The organism is Bacillus sp. lyk4-R2A-2, from assembly GCF_030209735.1.
In the GTDB taxonomy this organism is placed as follows: Bacteria; Bacillota; Bacilli; order Bacillales; family Bacillaceae; genus Bacillus; species Bacillus pumilus.
This window is the reverse complement of record NZ_JARVRK010000006.1, coordinates 385,395-405,641: the sequence shown is the minus strand read 5'-3', so window position 1 is coordinate 405,641 and position 20,247 is coordinate 385,395. Positions and strand designations below refer to the sequence as shown.

Annotated in this window: 22 protein-coding genes; 21 read left to right on the top strand and 1 reads right to left on the bottom strand. The window is 39.9% G+C overall.

Annotation, left to right across the window (positions count from 1 at the left end; genetic code table 11):
- Window positions 1–59: 59 nt before the first annotated feature.
- From flgM to QRN39_RS12905, 17 genes are all read left to right on the top strand, one after another.
- Window positions 60–323 carry a flagellar biosynthesis anti-sigma factor FlgM gene (gene flgM, locus QRN39_RS12985; protein ID WP_003213252.1) on the top strand — a complete coding sequence of 88 codons (264 nt, stop codon included), beginning with the start codon at window positions 60–62 and terminating at the stop codon, window positions 321–323.
- An 18-nt stretch (window positions 324–341) separates the two neighbouring features.
- Window positions 342–824 (top strand): flagellar protein FlgN, encoded by a 483-nt coding sequence (locus QRN39_RS12980; RefSeq protein ID WP_284907379.1) that lies wholly within the window; start codon window positions 342–344, stop codon window positions 822–824.
- A gap of 15 nt (window positions 825–839) precedes the next feature.
- Window positions 840–2,360, top strand: coding sequence for a flagellar hook-associated protein FlgK (flgK, locus tag QRN39_RS12975; RefSeq protein WP_003213544.1), 1,521 nt, complete (start codon window positions 840–842; stop codon window positions 2,358–2,360).
- A gap of 9 nt (window positions 2,361–2,369) precedes the next feature.
- The gene (gene flgL / locus QRN39_RS12970) at window positions 2,370–3,281 is read left to right on the top strand and encodes a flagellar hook-associated protein FlgL (RefSeq protein WP_106030071.1); all 912 of its coding nucleotides are present in this window, start codon (window positions 2,370–2,372) and stop codon (window positions 3,279–3,281) included.
- A 48-nt stretch (window positions 3,282–3,329) separates the two neighbouring features.
- Window positions 3,330–3,908 carry a DUF6470 family protein gene (locus QRN39_RS12965; RefSeq protein WP_003213106.1) on the top strand — a complete coding sequence of 193 codons (579 nt, stop codon included), beginning with the start codon at window positions 3,330–3,332 and terminating at the stop codon, window positions 3,906–3,908.
- A gap of 28 nt (window positions 3,909–3,936) precedes the next feature.
- Entirely contained in the window at window positions 3,937–4,371 is a 435-nt protein-coding gene (fliW, locus tag QRN39_RS12960) for a flagellar assembly protein FliW (protein WP_044139341.1), read from the top strand.
- The gene (gene csrA / locus QRN39_RS12955; protein WP_003212955.1) at window positions 4,365–4,589 is read left to right on the top strand and encodes a carbon storage regulator CsrA; all 225 of its coding nucleotides are present in this window, start codon (window positions 4,365–4,367) and stop codon (window positions 4,587–4,589) included. The genes fliW and csrA overlap by 7 nt, the downstream gene beginning before the upstream one ends.
- 153 nt (window positions 4,590–4,742) lie before the next feature.
- A complete protein-coding gene (gene flaG, locus QRN39_RS12950) occupies window positions 4,743–5,084 on the top strand; it encodes a flagellar protein FlaG (protein ID WP_003213002.1) in 342 nt (113 codons plus the stop codon).
- Window positions 5,085–5,104: 20 nt separating this feature from the next.
- Entirely contained in the window at window positions 5,105–6,634 is a 1,530-nt protein-coding gene (locus tag QRN39_RS12945) for a flagellar hook-associated protein 2 (RefSeq protein ID WP_212045587.1), read from the top strand.
- A gap of 17 nt (window positions 6,635–6,651) precedes the next feature.
- Complete coding sequence (gene fliS / locus QRN39_RS12940; protein ID WP_003212886.1) at window positions 6,652–7,056, top strand: flagellar export chaperone FliS; 405 nt, start codon at window positions 6,652–6,654, stop codon at window positions 7,054–7,056.
- Window positions 7,053–7,394 carry a flagella biosynthesis regulatory protein FliT gene (gene fliT, locus QRN39_RS12935; protein ID WP_003212921.1) on the top strand — a complete coding sequence of 114 codons (342 nt, stop codon included), beginning with the start codon at window positions 7,053–7,055 and terminating at the stop codon, window positions 7,392–7,394. Before fliS ends, fliT begins: the two co-directional genes overlap by 4 nt.
- 13 nt (window positions 7,395–7,407) lie before the next feature.
- Window positions 7,408–7,788 (top strand): DUF8042 domain-containing protein, encoded by a 381-nt coding sequence (locus tag QRN39_RS12930; RefSeq protein WP_003213093.1) that lies wholly within the window; start codon window positions 7,408–7,410, stop codon window positions 7,786–7,788.
- Between the two features lie 32 nt (window positions 7,789–7,820).
- Window positions 7,821–9,506, top strand: coding sequence for a methyl-accepting chemotaxis protein (locus QRN39_RS12925; RefSeq protein WP_284907378.1), 1,686 nt, complete (start codon window positions 7,821–7,823; stop codon window positions 9,504–9,506).
- 189 nt (window positions 9,507–9,695) lie between these two features.
- Window positions 9,696–10,259, top strand: coding sequence for a ribosome hibernation-promoting factor, HPF/YfiA family (gene hpf / locus QRN39_RS12920; protein ID WP_003213481.1), 564 nt, complete (start codon window positions 9,696–9,698; stop codon window positions 10,257–10,259).
- Between the two features lie 186 nt (window positions 10,260–10,445).
- A complete protein-coding gene (secA, locus tag QRN39_RS12915; RefSeq protein WP_106030064.1) occupies window positions 10,446–12,971 on the top strand; it encodes a preprotein translocase subunit SecA in 2,526 nt (841 codons plus the stop codon).
- A 64-nt stretch (window positions 12,972–13,035) separates the two neighbouring features.
- Window positions 13,036–14,137, top strand: a protein-coding gene (gene prfB / locus QRN39_RS12910; protein WP_106030063.1) for a peptide chain release factor 2 whose coding sequence is annotated in 2 segments (ribosomal slippage) — window positions 13,036–13,107 and window positions 13,109–14,137 — 1,101 coding nt in all. Because the reading frame shifts where the segments join, the coding sequence is not laid out codon by codon here.
- Between the two features lie 124 nt (window positions 14,138–14,261).
- Entirely contained in the window at window positions 14,262–16,055 is a 1,794-nt protein-coding gene (locus QRN39_RS12905; RefSeq protein ID WP_284907377.1) for a M3 family oligoendopeptidase, read from the top strand.
- 58 nt (window positions 16,056–16,113) lie between these two features.
- On the opposite strand, the gene QRN39_RS12900 is transcribed toward QRN39_RS12905, so the two are convergent.
- Window positions 16,114–16,869 (bottom strand): alpha/beta family hydrolase, encoded by a 756-nt coding sequence (locus QRN39_RS12900; protein ID WP_050944330.1) that lies wholly within the window; start codon window positions 16,867–16,869, stop codon window positions 16,114–16,116.
- Window positions 16,870–17,058: 189 nt separating this feature from the next.
- Between QRN39_RS12900 and QRN39_RS12895 the strand changes: the two genes are divergently transcribed.
- From QRN39_RS12895 to ftsX, 4 genes are all read left to right on the top strand, one after another.
- Window positions 17,059–17,907 (top strand): YitT family protein, encoded by an 849-nt coding sequence (locus tag QRN39_RS12895; protein ID WP_003212797.1) that lies wholly within the window; start codon window positions 17,059–17,061, stop codon window positions 17,905–17,907.
- A gap of 48 nt (window positions 17,908–17,955) precedes the next feature.
- Window positions 17,956–18,291, top strand: a complete 336-nt coding sequence (cccB, locus tag QRN39_RS12890; RefSeq protein WP_003212771.1) for a cytochrome c551 — start codon at window positions 17,956–17,958, stop codon at window positions 18,289–18,291.
- Window positions 18,292–18,671: 380 nt separating this feature from the next.
- Complete coding sequence (gene ftsE, locus QRN39_RS12885; protein ID WP_003213646.1) at window positions 18,672–19,358, top strand: cell division ATP-binding protein FtsE; 687 nt, start codon at window positions 18,672–18,674, stop codon at window positions 19,356–19,358.
- Window positions 19,351–20,241 carry a permease-like cell division protein FtsX gene (gene ftsX, locus QRN39_RS12880; RefSeq protein ID WP_034620145.1) on the top strand — a complete coding sequence of 297 codons (891 nt, stop codon included), beginning with the start codon at window positions 19,351–19,353 and terminating at the stop codon, window positions 20,239–20,241. Before ftsE ends, ftsX begins: the two co-directional genes overlap by 8 nt.
- Window positions 20,242–20,247: the final 6 nt, after the last annotated feature.

Sequence of the window (20,247 nt, the reverse complement as noted above, 5' to 3'; positions counted from 1 at the left end):
TTTGGTCGATAAAATGGATAGAATCAAGACAGACTGTAACGGAAAGCGAGAGGAATCCCGTGAAAATTAATCGATATGGAACACAACCAGTAAATCCTTACAAGAAAACATATGAGAAACAAACGTTGCAATCAAATCAAGCAAAATCAACTGATAAAGTCGAAATTTCTAAAAAGGCAATCGAAATGCAAAAGGTGCCGAATATCATGAAAGAACGCCAAGATAAAATAGACCAAATTAAAAAAAGCATTGAAGCCGGAACATATCAAGTAGATACAAAGGGCATTGCTGATAAAATGCTGAATTTTTATAAACAACAATAACAAAAGGGAGTAGCGTGAATGTCAGTTAAAATAATCATTGAAGAGCTGCATCGTCTCTATGGATTGCATGAACAGCTTTTGAAGCTGTCGAAAGATAAAACAGAAATGCTGAAAAGTAATGAGATTGATGCTCTTTCAGAGGTTCTGAATTTAGAGCAAAAATATATTCAGGCCATTTCTCAATTAGAAGAAAAAAGAATTGAAGCGACAGTTCAATTTTTACAAAATGATGAACCGCCAACCATCACCGCGTGTATCGAAAAGGCTGAAGGTTCGGATCAAGAAGAGCTCATTTCGTTATATGACATATTAAAAGACATCATGGTGGAACTGAAAGATGTAAATGAACTGAACAAACAGCTCATTCAGCAGTCGCTTCAATTTATTTCACTGACATTCGATCTCGTTAACCCTAATAAAGAAAATATGAATTACGGACAAAATGGTCTTGAGAGTTCAAAGCCTAAACAGCAGAGGGCTTTGTTTGATTCAAAGGCGTAAACAAGGAGGATACCAATGGGTTCTACATTCATGGGACTAGAAACGGCAAAAAGAGGAATCACAGCCCAGCGTGCAGGGCTTTATGTCACATCAAACAACGTCTCCAATGCAAATACAGATGGCTACTCAAGACAAAGAGTTACCTTTAAAGCAGATAATCCTTATCCAGTCATTTCAGTTTATGACGGCAAGACGTATGGCCAAATGGGGACAGGAGTTCAAGTTGGAACCGTTGAAAGAATTCGAGACAGCTTTTTAGATCTGCAATTCAGAGATCATAACAATAACTTGTCCTACTACTCAACAAAATCTGATGCCCTTTCGCAAATGGAGGGAGTCATGAATGATTTGACGGATGAAGGCTTAAACAGAGCTTTTGATAACCTTTGGAAATCATTGCAGGTCCTATCCGAAACCAAAAATGCTGATACAGCGTCTGCGCGTACAGTTGTTAAAACAAGTGCACAGGCTTTAGTAGATCAATTCCGTCTACTTAATTCTTCTTTAACAACGATACAAAAGAATTTAAAAACAGAACTCGATTCAACAGCCAAAAATGTGAACACGATTTTATCTCAAATAGATGAAGTGAACAAACAGATTGCAGCAGTTGAGCCAAACGGATATCTTCCAAATGATCTATATGATACGCGTGATGCGTTGGTAGATCAATTATCTTCACTTGTTGACATTAAAGTGAGCTACAATCCATCTGGCGGGAATGCACTCAAAATTGCAGAAGGAACTGTCAACATCGACATTATCGGTGCAAATGGACAATCTGCTGGAACGATTTTGAATGGCATTACGAACGAAAAATCTGAACTGCAAATCTCGTATGATAATACAACGGGACTTGTTAACTCACTTCAATTCGGAACAACAACCATTGCAGCAGATCAGCTTCAAGTGAATGGTAAAGTAAAAGCACTTGTTGAGGCTTATGGCTACATGTCAAATGGTGCTGAAAAAGGCATGTATCCAGACATGCTTGCAGAGCTTGATGAAGTAGCACAAGTCTTCATGGATACATTTAATGATGTGCATAAGCAGGGTTACACATTAAATGGCACAAGTGGACAAGACTTTTTTGATATCGAGAATAATAATGATCTGAATAAAGGTTTAGCTGCTCGTATCAAAGTGAGTGATGTTATTTTAGCATCAACAGATAATATTGCAGCATCTCTCAATCAAACAAAAGGTGACGGTTCGAATGCTACGAAATTAGCTGGTATTCAAGACTTAAAGGTACCAATCGGCGGCAATACAACGACGATCCAGGATTACTACCAAAATGTCATTGCTGAGATGGGGATTCAAGGGAAAAAGAACATAACGCTAGAAAGCAGTTCAGCCGCTCTTGTCAATTCAGCCAATGAGCGTAGAATGTCAACGAGTGCTGTTTCCATTGATGAAGAAATGACGAATATGATCCAATTTCAGCATGCATATAATGCAGCTGCGAGAGTTGTGACATTACAAGATGAAATATTGGATAAAGTAATAAACGGCATGGGTGTCGTAGGAAGGTAGGTATAACTGATGCGAGTCACACAAGGTATGATTTCTCAAAACTCACTTCGTAATATTAGTAAAAGTTATGAAAAACTTTCTAAAATAAATGAGCAAGCACAAACAGGGAGACGTTTCACAAAAACGTCTGATGATCCCGTTGCAGCAGTAAAAAGCCTTCAATATAGCACAGCAATGTTTCGAAATGATCAATATCAAAAAAACTTAAATGAAGCACAGAACTGGATTGATACATCTGAAACAAGTGTCACTGAAATCATTGATATTATGTCAAATGTACGAGATAAAGTGCTTGATGCGGCTAATGGAACAAAGCAGCCAGAAGATTTAGCAGCAGTCGGCGTGGAAATTGGTCAGATGAAGAAACAAATCATTGACGCGATGAACACTCAGATGTTAGGTAAGTTCGTATTTAATGGAACAAATACAAATGTCAAACCAGTTGTTGAGAACGCAGATGGTACGTTTACGTTTAACTTTGAAAACTATACAGATGCAAATTCTGTTAAGTCGAACATTTCTGATGGTATCACTTTAAATGTGAACTCAAATCCAATTTCAGCGTTTGGTGGACAGACTGCCAGCGGTCAAAATGTCATTGAAATGCTGACGGATTTAGAAAACTCATTGAAAAATGGAACGTTCGCAAATTCTGATGATGCGTTAGGAAGTATCGATCAGTTTAAAGAAGTGATGAGTGCTGAGCGCTCGGACTTAGGAGCCCGTTCAAATCGTGTTGACTTAGTAGGCAGTCGCTTGACTTCACAATTCGAAGTACTGAAAAATGCCAAATCAGATAATGAAGATGTAGAAAGTGAAAAAGCAATTATTGATCTTCTTCAACAAGAGGTTGTGAATAGAGCTGCTTTAGCAACGACGGCTAAAGTTATTCAGCCATCCCTTGTCGATTTCTTAAGATAATAAAAAGCATCCGTTGGGTGCTTTTTTGCATCATGGAGGTGTACCTATATGCAAATCCCTAGATTGTTAATGCAACAAACCTATGCAAAGCTGCAAATGTCGACAACTCCTTCTCGGCAAGAAGTAGAGCAGCCAAGAGCAGACCTTGAGATTCAGCAGCCCAGAGCCGTCATGAATATGACAAGGACACCGTCAAAATTAACAATAGATCAAACCGAAGCATTTGCCGATATGGATATCAAGTCAATTTTTAGGCGTTCTGAAGAATGGGCAGCTGAGGGGAAACGTGCTGTTGGAGAGGGAATGGGCCGAAGAGCGGAAGAGGGCAGTGAACTCATCAAGATCGAGAATGGTGGGAATGCAATTGCCGAGTTTGCCAAAATCAATGGCACTCCTCCAGCCAAACAATTCAATATTGGTGTGATCCCTTCATTCTTTAGTGTGAAAATTCACTATCAGCCATCTGAGCTTCAAATTGAAGTGGAGCCTCAAAAAGCTATTATAGAGGCAACGCCTCATAAACCAATCGTTAACTACCAGCCAGGTAAGGTCAATATTGATATGTTACAATACCCAGATTTAAAAATAGAAGTTGACGAAACGGGCCAAAATGGTGATAAGGTATAGTTAAGAAAAATGAAAAAGGTCGTGAATTATGATCATTCAAACAAAATACCATGGTGAAGTGACAATCAAAGAGGAGCAAATCATCAACTTCTCTAATGGAATACCAGGATTTCTGGATCAAAAACAGTTTGTCATTTTACCTTTATCAGAAGAGTCTCCATTTTTAGTTCTTCAATCATTGAAAAACGCAGAGTTAGGCTTTATTGTCAGCAGTCCGTTTTTATTCTTCAATCAATATGAATTCGATCTAGACGAAACGGTCGTAGATATTCTAGAAGTAGAAGATGCCAATGATGTGGAAGTTATGGTGATTTTAACAATGGAATCTTCTATTGAAAAAACGACAGCCAATTTAAGAGCGCCTATTATTGTGAACCGGAAAAACATGAAAGCCAAGCAGGTGATTTTGCATGATTCAGCCTATCATACAAAACATTTGTTAGAGGTGGCATCCTCATGTTAGTTCTCTCGCGTAAATTAAACCAGTCGATTCAAATTGGCGATGATATTGAAGTCAAGATTATTTCGATCGAAGGCGATCAAGTGAAAATCGGGATTGAAGCTCCTAAGCACATTGATATTCACAGGAAAGAAGTGTACCTGTCTATTCAAGAAGAGAACAGTCGTGCTGCGAGTTTATCCGTAGATCTCCTCTCTCAATTATCCTCACAAAAAAAGTGAGGATTTTTTTATCTGATTCAGCTATCCATCTCCACGTTTCTGTGTGGATGTTCACCATCTATATGAAACTTTAACAAATCGGTCCATCTATATTTAATTTGAAAATTCCAAGCCGATATAAAAGGTAGATTAAAGCACAGGAGCTGAATAACTATGTCTGTTGGTAAGTTGACATCGCTAGAGCCAATTATCGATGCATTTCAAACCCGTGTTTCTAATAACCAGAATGACAATGCAAACTCTGATTTACAAGCAAATGGCAAGGTCGTTTCAAAAGAAGAAATTGAAAAAACGCTTCAAGGAGCAAACAAGCTCATTGAACCCACTCAATTTCATCTGCAATTTGAATTACATGAAAAACTCAATGAATATTATGTCAAAGTCGTAGATAACCAAACAGAAGAAGTCATTAGAGAGATTCCTTCCAAGGAATGGCTTGATTTCTATGCGGCAATGACAGAAATTGTCGGTTTATTTGTAGATAAAAGAATGTAAGTGAAGGGAGAACATAAAAAATGGTCAATCGAATTACTGGATTTTCAAATGTGTTTGATATTGATGAAATCGTATCAAAACTCATGAAAACTGAGCAAGCACCACTTGATAAAATGACACGCCAGAAACAAACACTTGAATGGCAAAGAGACAGCTATCGCGAGGTCAATTCGAAGATTAAAGAATTAGATGATTTGATCAATAGTTTAAACTTAACGCGTCCGACTACATATGGCGCCAAAAAAGTGACAAGCTCAAATGAATCTGCTGTCACAGCAACTGGATCAACAAATGCTGCCTCTGGCTCAATCAATGTCACCCAACTAGCGACAGCTTCTGTCTTCAAATCGTCTGGTACTTCTGGTTTTACACCTGCAAATGGCACGTTTACATTCGAGGTGACGACACCAGATTCGACAAAACCGAAAACGGTGACGATCAATACTGCTGATACCGATACAATTGATGACATCGTGAAAAAGCTGAACAACTCGCAATTAGGTGTGACAGCTTACAAAGGACAGATCTTTGATGGAACGAACTACGTGGATACAATCGCTCTTACTTCTCGGACAACAGGTGAAGGTGTCAGCATTAAAGCAGCTGATGGTAATTCAGCTTCATTCTTCACTCAATTAGGCTTCCAAGTGGATGGAGATAACAAATTAGTTGCGACCACTCAAGGACAAAAAGCGCAATACGAGATTAATGGCCTAAAAATGGAAAATAACAACAATATATTTGAGCAGGCTGGTATTACGTACGAGCTTAAAGGGACAACCGATAAGCCTGTCAGCTTAAACGTTTCAACAGATGTGGATGCAATCTTTGATAAAATTAAACAATTTGTTGATAAATACAATGAGCTCGTTGAGCAAATTAATGGTAAAGTCAATGAAAAGAAAAACAGAGACTATCAACCATTAACGGCTGAAGAGAAAAAAGGGATGTCTGAAAAAGAAATAGAGCTATGGGAAACGACCGCGAAGTCTGGCTTGCTGAGAAGTGATTCCATTTTACGATCTGGTGCCTCTAAAATAAGAAGTGATTTATATGCTAATATTACGACAAGTGATGCGAATAAAATTCAGCTCACACAAATTGGTATTGAGACATCATCCAAGTATAAAGATGGTGGAAAGCTGGAATTTAGTAAGGATCTTAATGGAGTAGAGAAATTAAGAAAAGCCATTGAAGAAGACCCGGAGAAAGTCAGACAAATGTTCATCTCGGGTAGTTTAAATGTGGATTCAAAAGATAAAGACAAAGCACAGCAGCAATATCAAGAACAAGGAATCATTTATCGTGTCAAAAATTCCTTAACTGCCTTCACGAAGAGCATTCAAACAAAGGCGGGAAGCACAACGATGGAATTAAAGGAATACGGACTTGGTAAGGACCTTGATTCTTTAACAAAACGAATGGATACATTCCAAGATCGTTTAAAAATGGTGGAAACCCGCTACTACAAAAAGTTTAGCGCCATGGATAGCGCGATTCAAAAGCTAAACAACCAATCTGGCTATCTTTCTCAACTGCTTGGACAATAATTGGAGGTTTATAACATATGGCAATTCAGAACCCTTATGCCGCCTATCAAAAAAATTCTATTGAGACTGCAACACCTGCCGAGTTGACGCTTATGCTTTATGAAGGCTGCTTAAAGTTCATTAGACTCGCGAAGTATGCCATTCAAAAAGAGGATGCAGAAACGAGAAATGTGAACCTGAAAAAGGCTCAAAACATCATTCAAGAATTAAATGTCACCTTAAATCGTTCTTATGACGTATCAAATAGTATGGCAAGTATGTATGATTACATTTATCGCAGACTGATTGAAGCCAATCTTCAAAATGACGAAGAGATGTTGAATGAAGTAGAGCAATACGTAACTGATTTTCGTGATGCGTGGAAGGAAGTTATTCAAACCGATCGAAAAGGGCGTCACCACTCTATCGGGGGATCTCTATGAGTATTGTGGACCAGCTGCATGACCAAACATTAAAAATGGCAGCCGAAATAACGGCAAATCCGCAAAGTGACACCTTGGTTGAAGACTTTGATGCCTTTTTAATTGAGAGAGACGAATTAATGAGAGATATTCAGCATGAGCTGACGGATCAAGAAAAAGAAAAAATCAAAGAAATCATCCAAACAGATCAACAGATGGCGAAGCAATTAACTGTGATCCAAAATGGGATCAAAGCAGATATTCAAGCCATTCAAAAAAAGAAAACGAAACAGCTGAATTATCAAAATCCATACCAGCCTATGACGAGTGACGGCGTATATTACGATAAACGGAAATAATTAGGTGAGACCTGTGGCGTATCGTTCAGATGACTATATTTTATTAACCACATATTATGAACTTCTATTTACGATAGAAGAGAGTCTAAAATATTTAGATGAAATTGAGAAGGATTTTGCTAAAACAGAAGGGGATCGGATCTTTAATGATCTGATCCATGCCTTCTTTCATTTAGAGACAACACATCCCCTTCTGCTTTCAATTATAGAAAATGAGCACTTTGCCAAAACGATTCGTTCGTTTGATCAAATTTTTTTAAGTTTTGATATACTAGCTTTCTATACATTCCCTTCAATACACTTCCAATCATTCCTTAAAGCATATTTTATACCTGAATATAGAAAGTGGATGGATGAAATACATGCCTGTATGAGGCCGTATGTCATTCATTAATTTTTGTTCAATTCAGACTTTCGGAGGAAATTATGAGACTAAAAAATCAATTTTTGTTTGGGCTTATTGTCATATGTGTATTGTTTGTCAGTATTTTAGGATTCTCAAGCTTTATCTATTACAAAACAGATCAATCCTACAAGACGCTTCTTAGCAAAGAAGTAAAGCTTTATCAAACCTCACTGGAATTAGAGGCGCTTTTGCAAAAACAGGAAGCACAAATTAAAACATATGTTGTCATGCGAGACAGGGAAATATCGCAAAAAATTGAAGAAACCTATGTTGATATCAATAAAACAACAGGGGAAGCTTTAAAACTTAGTACAGTCAAAAAGGCTGAACAGTTATTAACAAAAATATCTCAAAAGAATGAACTCTACTATGAATCTACAAAAAGGTTATTTATCTCATTAAATACTAACAATCAAAAAGAATTCAACACACGCCTCAATCAAGAATTACAACCTATCGAACAAGAAATACATACCTTTACAAAAGAATTTGCTCAAACCCAGTTGAAGCAACGTGACCAAAAAATCAATCAGCTCAACCAAGACAGTAATCAATTACTATTCACTCTCATTCTAGTTAGTGCGGTCATTATTGTTGGCTTTTTGTTGATTGGGACAAGATTCGTTTATCGTATGACAAAGCCGATTGTGTCTGTCACAAATGCTGCGAGAAGGATGGCAGATGGAGACCTTACACTTGAAGAGATTGAAGTGACCTCTAAAAATGAGATTGGTCAACTCGGTACTGCTTTTAATCAAATGACAAAGCATTTGCGTCAGCTCATTTTACAGGTGCAACATGGATCAAGACAATTAGCTGATTCTGCTGCTCAGTTTGAGGAAACGATTCATCAAACCATATCGGCCAGTGAGCAGACATCTAGCTCGATTGAACAGGTCAGTGAAGCTTCACGTGAACAATCAAACGCGGTCGGAAAAGTAGCTTCTGCCATTCAAGAAGTCTCGACTGGTATGCAAAATGCAGCTGAACACACATCCGATGTTTCGGGTCACTCAATTTCAGTGACTGAAAAGGCTGAAGAGGGTGCAGCGCTTATTCAGCAATTCGTAAAACAAATGAGCTCTATCAAAGCGTCTGTGAATGAGCACCATTCCACAATGGCTCATGTACAAGCCCAGTTTACTGGCATTGAAGATTTGTTAGGTCATATCCATGCCATCGCTGATCAAACGAATTTGCTTGCTTTAAATGCTGCTATTGAAGCGGCAAGAGCAGGAGAGCATGGGAGAGGATTTGCGGTGGTAGCAGATGAAGTGAGGAAACTGGCGGAAGAATCTAGTCAGCTGACAGATCAAATTAGTCAATTGCTCGCGAACGTGAACAAAGATACTGAAAAATCATCACATACGATGAAAAAGGTTGAGCAGGATGTAGCAGAAGGTGTGAAAGTATCGCAATTGTCAGAACAGAGCTTTCATGAAATCCTGGAATCTATTCGTGATATTTCGATGAAAGCAGAGGAACTTTCAGCTACTGCAGAGGAGATTTCAGCTAGTACAGAGGAAATATCTCAGACGGTTGGAGTCATTGAAGAAGGAGCCAAACGCAATTCAGAAGAGACGGAGTACATGTCTGCGGCTGTTGAAGAATCATTGGCAGCAAATGAAGAAATGAAAGTAGCGGCGGAGGACTTAAAAACCTTATCTCAATCGCTGAAAACATCAATATCATCTTTCACCATTTAAATGTGCGCTGGTCTTTTTCAAGAATGAGCCGAATATATATTCATCACCTATCAAGTAACAATTGATGCACCGCAAAATTCGACAAATTTCAATAAAAATTCACATTTTTTTTACGTTTGAGCAGGAGAAAAGGAGGGAAAAGTAGAAATAGGTTTACATATCCTTAATTTTAAAGGAGGCGTTCTTTACATGAATTACAATGTCAGAGGAGAAAACATCGACGTAACACCTGCACTAAGAGATCATGTCGAGAAAAAAATTGGAAAGCTGGAGCGTTATTTTGAGACAGACGTAGATGCTTCAGTCAACGTGAACTTGAAGTTTTACAATGATCAAGAATCTAAAGTTGAGGTTACCATTCCAATGACTGATCTAGCACTTCGAGCTGAGGTGCATAATGAAGATATGTACAATGCAGTAGACCTAGCAGCCAGTAAATTAGAACGTCAAATTCGAAAACACAAAACAAAAGTAAACCGTAAATTCCGCGAACAAGGTGCCAAAAAGCACTTATTTGCTGGAGGAAATGGGACGGCTGACGTAGCTGTTCAAGATGACGAAGAAATTGATGAAACAGAAATCGTCAGACAAAAACGTTTCAATTTAAAACCGATGGATAGCGAAGAGGCCATCCTTCAAATGAACATGTTAGGTCATAGTTTCTTCGTCTTCACAAATGCTGAGACAAATTTGACCAATGTGGTCTATCGCCGAAATGATGGAAAATATGGACTGATTGAGCCGAACGCTTAATCTGATCTAAAAACAACCTAAAAAAAGTAAACCCGTTCCCTCCATGAGGGGCGGGTTTTTTGTGCGAAATCATTGCAAATTCTTTGGAAATGAAGGAAGGTATGGTATGATAAATGCAGGTAAATATGGACCTGTCAATCTTTTGGACATGCCGAAAAATTGCATGAAATAGAGGAGCGTTATTATATGCTTGGAATCTTAAACAAAGTGTTTGATCCTACGAAACGTACGATCAGCAAATATGAAAAAAAGGCAAATGAAATTGAAGCTCTTGCTCAAGATTTTGAGAAATTATCTGACGAGGCTTTACGAAATAAAACGAACGAATTTAAAGAAAAACTTGAAAAAGGACAATCCGTGGATGACCTGTTGGTTGAAGCATTTGCAACGGTTCGCGAGGCATCACGCCGCGTGACAGGAATGTTCCCATTTAAGGTGCAGCTCATGGGGGGGATCGCGCTTCATGAAGGCAACATCTCTGAGATGAAAACAGGTGAAGGTAAAACGTTGACTTCAACAATGCCTGTTTATTTAAATGCTCTTTCTGGAAAAGGCGTCCACATTGTGACAGTCAACGAATATTTGGCAAGCCGTGATGCAGAGGAAATGGGCAAAATTTTTGAGTTTCTTGGCTTAACGGTTGGCTTAAACTTAAACAGCTTAGACAAAGATGAAAAAAGAGAAGCATATGCTGCTGATATTACGTATTCTACAAACAATGAACTTGGCTTTGACTATTTACGAGATAACATGGTGCTTTACAAAGAGCAAATGGTTCAAAGACCGCTTCATTATGCCGTGATTGATGAGGTTGACTCCATCTTAGTTGATGAAGCGAGAACACCTCTTATTATTTCTGGACAAGCTGCGAAATCTACAAAGCTTTACGTACAAGCCAATGCATTTGTTCGTACATTAAAAATAGAAGATGATTTCACATACGATATTAAAACAAAAAGTGTACAGCTGACAGAAAGTGGAATGACGAAGGCGGAAAAAGCATTCGGCATCGAAAACTTATTTGATGTCAAACATGTCGCACTGAACCATCACATCGCCCAGGCGCTAAAGGCACATGTTGCGATGCAAAAAGATGTGGATTATGTCGTTGAAGAAGGTCAAGTCGTTATTGTTGACTCGTTCACAGGACGTCTAATGAAAGGACGCCGTTATAGTGAAGGTCTGCATCAAGCCATTGAGGCAAAAGAAGGTCTCGAAGTGCAGAACGAAAGTATGACCCTTGCAACGATTACATTCCAGAACTACTTCCGCATGTATGAAAAGCTTTCTGGTATGACGGGTACAGCGAAAACGGAAGAAGAAGAATTCCGTAACATTTACAACATGCAGGTTGTGACAATCCCGACCAATCAACCAGTGGTTCGTGATGACAGACCTGATTTAATTTACCGCACAATGGAAGGTAAATTTAAAGCAGTGGCTGAAGATGTTGCGCAGCGCTATATGACAGGGCAGCCAGTGCTTGTCGGAACAGTAGCGGTTGAGACGTCTGAGCTTATTTCTAAGCTGCTTAAAAATAAAGGGATTCCTCATCAAGTGTTAAATGCGAAAAACCATGAGCGTGAGGCACAAATTATTGAAGAGGCTGGTCAAAAGGGTGCCGTCACCATTGCGACCAACATGGCAGGACGTGGTACGGACATCAAGCTTGGCGAAGGCGTCAAAGAGCTTGGCGGTCTAGCTGTAATTGGGACAGAGCGTCATGAATCACGACGTATTGATAACCAGCTGCGTGGACGTTCTGGTCGTCAAGGAGACCCAGGGATTACCCAATTCTATCTCTCCATGGAAGATGAATTGATGCGCCGATTTGGTGCAGAGCGTACGATGGCCATGCTTGACCGCTTTGGCATGGATGACACTACGCCTATCCAAAGTAAAATGGTGTCTAAAGCCGTTGAATCATCTCAAAAACGCGTTGAGGGGAACAACTTTGATTCCCGTAAACAGCTTCTGCAATATGACGATGTGCTTCGTCAGCAGCGTGAAGTGATTTACAAGCAGCGCTTTGAAGTCATTGATTCTGATAACTTAAAATCGATTGTGATCAATATGATTCAGTCTTCAATTGAGCGCGCTGTTGGTTCTTATACGCCGAAAGAAGAGCTTCCAGAAGAGTGGAAACTAGATGGTCTTGTTGAATTAATCAACACGAACTATTTAGATGAAGGAGCCATTTCGGTCAAGGATATTTACGGTAAAGAAGCAGATGAAATCACCTCCTTCATTATGGATCGTATTAAAGAAAAATACGATGCAAAAGAAGAAACATATGGCGACGAACAAATGCGAGAATTTGAAAAAGTCATCGTTCTTCGTGCGGTGGATTCAAAGTGGATGGATCATATCGATGCAATGGATCAACTGCGTCAAGGGATTCATTTACGTGCGTATGCACAAACAAATCCGCTTCGTGAGTATCAAATGGAAGGATTTGCGATGTTTGAGCACATGGTCGCTTCAATCGAAGATGATGTGGCCAAATATGTTTTGAAATCAGAAATCCAAAACAACTTAGAACGTGAAGAAGTCGTTCAAGGTCAAACAACAGCTCATCAGCCTCAAGAGGGTGATGAGGAGAAGACAGTGAAAAAGAAGCCGGTACGTAAAGTCGTAGACATTGGTCGAAACTCACCATGTCACTGCGGAAGCGGCAAGAAATATAAAAATTGTCATGGGAAGACAGAATAAGTAATGGAAAGAGGTGAAAACCTCTTTCTATTCATGTCAGCCCTACATCTATGAGGTGAAGGATATGGAATTAGTAGAAATTAGACAAGAGCTTGAAAATATGGCTAGCAGGCTAGCTGATTTTAGGGGGTCTCTTTGACCTCGAAACAAAAGAAGCCAAAATTGCAGAACTCGAAGCGACCATGTCAGAGGCTGATTTTTGGAATGATCAGCAAAAGGCACAAGGCGTCATCAATGAAGCCAATGCACTAAAGGATAATGTGAATTCATACCATGAGCTCAGTGAATCTCATGAAGAGCTGCAAATGACACATGACCTGTTAAAGGAAGATTATGACGAGGAGCTTCATGTAGAGCTTGAGAAAGAGCTGAAGAACTTAACTAAGCAATTTAACGACTTTGAACTGCAGCTTCTCTTAAGTGAACCGTATGATAAAAACAATGCCATCCTTGAGCTTCACCCAGGCGCAGGCGGTACTGAATCACAGGACTGGGGTTCTATGCTTCTGAGAATGTATACTCGCTGGGCAGAGCGCAGAGGCTTTAAGGTTGAAACGCTTGATTACCTTCCTGGTGATGAAGCAGGAATTAAGTCTGTGACATTGCTCATCAAAGGGCATAACGCATATGGATACTTAAAGGCAGAAAAAGGGGTCCATCGTTTGGTTCGTATTTCTCCTTTTGATTCATCTGGCCGTAGACATACGTCGTTCGTTTCCTGTGATGTCATGCCTGAGTTCAATGAAGAAATCGATATTGATATTCGAACAGAAGATATCAAAGTGGATACGTATCGAGCAAGCGGTGCAGGTGGACAGCACGTCAATACGACTGACTCTGCCGTTCGTATCACACACATTCCAACCAATGTCGTGGTGACATGCCAAACAGAAAGATCACAAATCAAAAACAGAGAACGTGCGATGAAAATGCTGAAATCGAAACTTTATCAAAGACGGATCGAAGAACAGCAGGCTGAATTGGATGAAATTAGAGGAGAGCAGAAAGAAATTGGCTGGGGAAGCCAAATTCGCTCTTATGTATTCCATCCGTATTCTCTTGTGAAAGACCATCGAACCAATACGGAGATGGGAAATGTTCAAGCGGTCATGGATGGAGATTTAGATTCATTTATCGATGCTTACTTACGTTCGAAATTATCATAAAAACTCGGCTTCTTGCCGGGTTTTTTTTATTGTGAGAAAATATAATGAATATAAAGGAATACATACGCCATACTGACTCTATATCCTTTGTATGATGAAATTAGCAAATAAAGGGGGAAATATTTTGGGATTAACAACATTACAAGAGACGTGGGATTTAGATGCCTTTTTTAAAGGAGGCAGCGCTTCACTAGAATTTAAAACATACTTGCAACACATTCAGCAGCTATTAGATGAATTACGACAAAAGGTCGATGCCTTTTCAAAAGAAAATACACACATTGAGAATAGGTTAACGTCTGTCCTTGACACGTATGAAACCACATATAAAAAACTGTCTCAAGCAGGTTCATTTGTTTCCTGTCTTCAATCTCAAAATACAAAGGATATGAAGGCTAGCAGTCTTCGAGGTACGATTGCTAAGCTGGAAGCTGATTTAGGTACCATTCTTGCGCTGTTTGATCAGGCGCTTGCTGCCATCTCTCCTGGAAAATGGGAGGATCTCATGAATTCAGAGGCCTTTTCAGATGTTCGCTACATATTAAATGAACGCAGAGAACGCGTGAAGGATCAATTGCCTGTTGAACAAGAAACATTGATTCAAAAGCTAGCCGTAGATGGCTACCATGCATGGGATGAGCTTTATTCTAGCTTAGTGAATAAGATTACGATTCCATTTGAACAACATGGTGAAACGCAGATGATCTCTGTCGGCCAAGCGGAAAATGCGATGGATGATTCAGACCGTGAAGTCAGAAAGGCTGTTTATCATAACCTAGAGCATGCATGGACGCAGGACGAACATCTATTTGCAAGCACGCTCAATCATTTGGCAGGTTTTCGTTTGCAAGTATATGAAGCAAGAGGCTGGGATCATATCTTAAAAGAGCCGCTTGATATTTGCCGGATGAAACAAGAAACCCTTGATGCCATGTGGTCTGTGATTGATGAACATAAGCAGCCATTCATTGATTATTTACATCGAAAGGCTGACATGCTTGGAGTGAATAAGCTAAGCTGGTTTGATGTTGGGGCTCCTATTGGCAGTGAGACCAAGATCTATCCGTATCAGGAAGCAGCTGCTTTTATTGTGAAGCATTTCGCTGGATTTGGAGAAGAGCTTGCTGCTTTTACAGAAAAGGCCTTTAATGAGCGTTGGGTAGAAGCGGAGGATCGCCCGAACAAACGAGTAGGCGGTTTTTGTACAAATTTCCCTGACAGCGGAGAGTCCCGCATTTTTATGACCTTCTCAGGAAGTCCATCCAATGTGGCGACACTTGCGCATGAGCTTGGTCATTCGTTCCATCAAGAAGTGATGCAGGATGTTCGCATTCTTAATCGCAAATATGCGATGAATGTAGCTGAAACGGCGTCGACATTCGCAGAAATGATTGTGGCTGATGCTTCATTGAAAGAAGCGGCAAATGAAGAGGAGCGCCTCAGCTTGTTAGAGGATAAGCTGCAGCGGAGTGTAGCATTTTTCATGAACATTCAATCTCGTTTCTTATTTGAACAGCGTTTTTATGAAGAGCGTAAACAAGGAGAAGTGCCGGCGGATCGGTTGAATGAGCTGATGGTAGAAGCGCAGAAAGAAGCCTTTGGCGACTCACTAGATGAATACCATCCGCATTTCTGGGCGTCTAAGCTGCATTTCCATATCACAGGTGTACCGTTTTATAATTTCCCGTACACATTTGGCTACATGTTCTCACTAGGAATTTATGCAAAGGCCTTGCAGGCTGGTACTTCGTTTGAAGAAAAGTACATTGCATTATTAAAGGACACAGCTTCAATGACAGTAGAAGATTTGGCCTTTAAGCACTTAGGTGTCGATCTTACCCAAAAAGACTTTTGGGAGGAAGCCATTAGCCTCGCTGTAGAAGACGCTGAAGAGTTTTTAGAAGCGACGAAAAAGTGAAAATGAAAAACCCCCATTACGGAAGCTTTAGATTGTTGACAAAGGGTTAAAATGATCTTTATTTTAGCCCTTTGTCTTCTTTATGGAGCTTTTTTGCTGGTTTTAGCCATCCAAGCATCGTCTGAACGATATCCTTTTGCTGTGTGAGGGCTTGAATGTCCGCTGGCTGATCACCTTTTTGTTTACCATACATGCCAAACTGAGCATGGTTCCCGCCTTTTATTTCATGATAAACGGTTTGAGACGGCAAATTTGTTTTCGATTGCTTGATTTTCTCTTGTGTCGCAAGTCCATCCTTTTCACCTGATATAGAGAGGACGTTCAAGGAGGATGATTTCAGCTCATCTGATGCTGGATAAGACGCAAGGAAAAAAAGACCGTCGAGCTGGCGCTGGTTTTTTTCTGCAAACATAGCGGCGGCTGTTCCGCCTAGTGAATGACCGCCAATATACCAGTGTTTGATCGTTTGATGATCTTTTATGATATCTTGTGCTTTATTTGTATTAAAAATCGCAAACGAAAATGGCATGTCAGGGATAAAGACAGAATAGCCTTTTTTCATCAATTCATTCCCAATATAGGCGTACGAAAGTGGTTCTACCTTTGCTCCTGGATAGAGAATGATGCCCGTATCGCTTTTAGTTGATGCAAATGTATATACGTCGTTTTTATGTTCCACTTGCTCGATGTTCACTTGCTTTTTTAAAGCGGCAGATGGTCCGTATGTAAAGCGGCTCCATGTATAGAAAGCACCAAAAGCCAAAATGATCAGTGCAAGTAATGTAATGCCTGTGATCTTCAGTATTTTCTTCATCGCATGTCCCTTCTTTCTCATGTACATATTAAATATACCATCATTTGCTCCTATGCCAAACGGCAAGCACGCTGATCCGTTTGTGTGATAAAGTATTAATCCATTAGCACTGCATTTGGCTGTTATTTACATTCGTAATTGGAGGGCTTAAAATAGGTGTGCATTCAGAAGTAACGGAGGAAGACAGACATGAAGCAGGGACATTCACAATTATGGATTGAAGCGAAAAATTACTTGTTCATTTTAATTGGATCAGCCATTGTGGCGATTGGATTTAATACGTTATTATTACCGAATCAGATTGCCGCAGGTGGTGTGAGCGGGATTAGTACGATTATGCAGTCATTCGGCTTTGAGGCGGCATATGTGCAGTGGGGGCTCAACATTCCGCTGTTTATCGCGGGCTTTTATTTATTAGGCGGTACATTTGGCGTGAAAACGCTCGTTGGCTCTATTTTCTTACCTTTGATGGTGTTTGTCACAAGGCATATTGCACCTGTGACACATGAAGCACTCTTAGCAGCTATTTTTGGCGGAGTGGTGATTGGGATCGGCATAGGGCTCGTGTTCCTTGGAAATGGGTCAACAGGTGGAACGGCGCTCGCTGCCAAAATCATCAATAAATATACAGGCCTCACGCTTGGTACCTGTTTAGCAATGATGGATGGCCTAATCGTTCTGGCTGCGATGACTGTTTTTGGGATTGAAGAGGGACTGTACGCTGTCATTGGTGTGTTTATTTCAAGTAAAACGATTGATGTCGTACAGGCCGGCTTCAGTCATTCGAAAATGGCGATGATCATTACAGGGCATGAGGATGAAGTCAGACAGGCAGTTTTTGATCAAATTGACCGTGGTGTCACAAAAATCTCAGCAGTTGGAGGATATACCGATCATGACCGTCCAATTCTAATGTGTGTCGTTGGACAGTCACAATTCACAAAGTTGAAACAAGTGGTGAAAGCAATCGATGCATCAGCATTTGTCATCGTAATGGATGCAAAAGAGGTGCTTGGTGAGGGTTTTAAAAGGGCGTAAACAAGGATATAATAGCGTTGACCAAATGATTGTAAGGGAGGGAAATTGATGCAAAAGAGTGGATTAATGATGCTGTTTGCAGCGATGATTCTTGTTCTTGCGGCTTGTGGAGGAAATTCAAGCAGCAGTGACAGTGACAAAGAAGGCAGCAAAAGTGCTTCAACTGTGAGCAGTGGTGAGGAAATTTATCAGCAAAACTGTATTGGCTGTCATGGGAAAGACCTATCTGGCGGAGGCGGACCAAGCCTGAAAGAAGTAGGAAAGAAATATAATGAAAGCCAAATTGCAGATATTGCACAGAATGGTAAAGGCTCTATGCCAAGCGGAATGGTAGATGAGAAGCAAGCAAAAGAAGTAGCAAAATGGCTTGCAGAGAAAAAATAAAACCTTTGTCTAATCGACAAGGTTTTTTTGTTTTTATATGTAGAAAAAGACTTTTGGATAGTATGAAAACGTATTATATTAAGTTTTATTTAAAAAATAAGGGTAAAAAGACATGTTTCTCGGTTTTAAATGTTGTTTTTACCTTTTAACGATAAGTTTTGAAATATAAATGTAATACCATTGCGTCGATTCATGACGTATAATTGGAGTTGTTGAAATTTAGACGATTCAATTTTTTCATCTTTTTGGATGAAAAGGACATAAATTGCTTGTACGTATCGAAGGGTATGTGCGTGACCATACATAACGTTTTTTGACGATAAGTGTCAAAACATCATGATAAGCTGTTAGTCAGCAATAAGAAAAGATTAGGTGATTACATGATTGAAATGAAGGAAGTCTACAAGATCTATTCTAACGGTGTAAAGGCGATCAATGGAATCAATGTCTCTATCCACCCAGGAGAGTTTGTGTATGTTGTTGGTCCCAGTGGTGCTGGTAAATCCACTTTCATCAAAATGATGTATCGTGAAGAGAAGCCAACCAAAGGGAAAATCTTAATTAATAGCAAAGATTTAGGCTCGATTAAGGAAAAAGAAATCCCTTACTTAAGAAGAGAAATTGGCGTAGTATTCCAAGATTTCAAACTGCTCCCAACCCTCACAGTGTTTGAGAACGTGGCATTTGCTCTTGAAGTCATTGGGGAACAGCCTCATATCATTAAGAAAAAAGTGCTGGATGTACTTGATTTGGTACAGCTCAAGCACAAAGCACGACAATTTCCTGACCAGCTGTCTGGCGGTGAGCAGCAGCGTGTATCTATCGCTCGTTCGATCGTGAATAGTCCTGAGGTAGTCATTGCAGACGAGCCGACAGGAAACCTTGATCCAGACACATCTTGGGAAATCATGAAGACACTCGAAGAGATTAATAACCGAGGAACAACAGTCGTCATGGCGACACATAACAAAGAGATTGTAAACAGCATGAAGAAACGCGTCATCGCAATCGAAGATGGAATGATTGTGCGTGACGAAGCAAGAGGGGAGTACGGCATTTATGATTAAAACTCTCTCGCGGCATTTACGTGAGAGCTTCCGTTCACTTGGAAGAAACACGTGGATGACATTTGCATCAATTAGTGCGGTCACTGTCACATTGATTTTAGTTGGGGTTTTTCTTGTGATTATGCTCAACTTGAACAACATGGCATCGAACGCTGAAAAAGAAGTAGAAGTAAAAGTGTTAATCGAATTAACGGCGAATCAAAAGCAGCAGGATGAATTAAAAGCAGAAATTGATAAGATTCCTGAAATCAGTGATGTCAAGTACTCATCTAAAGATGACGAACTAAAAGCGCTGATTAAAAGCTTTGGTGAAAATGGACAATCCATGGGACTTGTTGATCAAGAAAACCCATTAAACGATGCGTTTATTGTGAAAACATCAGATCCACACGATACACCAAAAGTAGCGAAGAAATTAGAAAACCTAAAAGGTACGTATAAAGTAACCTACGGAAAAGAAGAAGTCAGCCGACTCTTTAATGTGGTTGGAGTGGCGCGGAATGTAGGGATTGCGCTCATTATTGGGCTTTTATTTACAGCCATGTTCTTGATCTCTAATACGATCAAAATTACGATTTTTGCTAGACGTAAAGAAATCGAGATTATGAAGCTCGTAGGTGCAACGAACTGGTTTATCCGCTGGCCATTCTTCATTGAAGGATTACTGCTTGGTGTATTTGGTTCCATTATACCGATTGCTCTACTGCTTGGCACATATCAATATGCAGTGGGCTGGGTGGCACCGAGAGTACAAGGCTCATTTATTTCCATGCTTCCATATAACCCGTTTGTCTATCAAGTTTCACTGGTCCTTCTTTTGATCGGTGCAATCATTGGTGTATGGGGAAGCTTGACGTCCATCCGTAAATTCTTAAAAGTATAAATCTAT